Origin of the sequence: Streptomyces sp. XM83C (assembly GCF_023072675.1) — a bacterium.
Lineage (GTDB): Bacteria > Actinomycetota > Actinomycetes > Streptomycetales > Streptomycetaceae > Streptomyces > Streptomyces thermocoprophilus.
On the sequence record NZ_JALLGL010000598.1, the window covers coordinates 1 to 1,218 of the forward strand.

Consider the following 1,218-nt stretch of genomic DNA (forward strand, 5'->3'; position numbering starts at 1 on the left):
TACGACGGGCGTCCGGGGTGGGCGCACTCCGCCGTACGAACGTGATCCTCGACTTCGTACGACACGCCTCGGACGCCCGTCGTACACCCACCCCGGACGCCCGTCGTACACCCGCCCCGGACGCCCGTCGTTACGACACGCCCCCGGACACTCGTCGGCACCGGTCCCTCCCCTCGTGGGGACCGGTGCCGAAACCGCGGGGCGGTGTCGCCGGCCGGGAGGCCGGTTCCGCCCGGAAGGCGGGGAACGCGGAAGACCTGGCTCCGGTGACGGAAACCGTGCCGCCGGCTCACCGAGCGTGGCGCCCTCGGCCTGCGCGAACGGGCCGCGGCTGCCTCGCCGCTGTGTCTGGATCCTGCCAGGTGAGCCCTGCGGCGAGGAGGTTCCGGTTCCCCGGAGAAAGCCTTTGCCGCAGGTCAGCCGTATAAAGTGAGTTTTCCGGTCCGGATGTCCGGTCCGGAGGACCGGTCCCGACAGTCCGGCAGGTGTGGAGGTGAGGAGTTGCAGACCCCGGGTTCCGGCTCTGGAGCACGCGCGGCCTTCGCGGAGCGGCTGGCGCTGCTGTACAAGGAGGCCGGCAACCCTCCCCTGAAGCGGGTGTCCGAGGCCGTCGGCCGGTTGCAGCGGGTCGACGAGCGCGGGCGGCCCGTGCGGGTGTCGGCGCAGCGGATCAGCGACTGGCGGCGCGCGAGGAACGTGCCCGCGCAGTTCGCCGCCCTCGCCGCGGTGCTTCAGATCCTCATCCCGGAGGCCCGCCGGGAGCGGCCCGTGCCGGTCTCGCCGGGGCTGTACGACCTGGCCCAGTGGCAGCGTCTGTGGGAGCTGGCGGTCGCCGTCCCGGCCGGGGAGCGGCAGGAGACGGTGACCGGTGACACCGGCCCGCCGGCGGAGGTGCCGGACGCGGTCTGCCCGTACCGTGGGCTCGCCTCGTACCGGCGGGAGGACGCCCGCTGGTTCTACGGGCGGGAACGCAGCACCGACGCGCTGGTCGCCCTGCTCGCCTCGGCGGAGGAGAGCGGCGGGCTGGTCATGCTGGTCGGCGCGTCGGGCGCCGGGAAGTCCTCGCTGCTCAACGCCGGTCTGGTGCCCGCGCTACAGGCCGACGCCGAGGACCGCGAGATCGTGCAGCTCGTGCCGGGCGCCGATCCGCTGGCCGAGCTGACCCGCCGGATACCGGAGCTGGCCTCGGCCGTCCCCGCCCCGCGCGGCCCCCGCACC

The 1,218-nt window shown here is 74.5% G+C and carries 1 protein-coding gene; it reads left to right on the forward strand.

Annotated features, from left to right (window positions below; all coding sequences use genetic code 11):
* Positions 1-501 precede the first annotated feature (501 nt).
* Positions 502-1,218 (forward strand): nSTAND1 domain-containing NTPase (locus MTQ10_RS30600; RefSeq protein ID WP_374117730.1); only part of this gene is annotated, 717 nt, incomplete at its 3' end.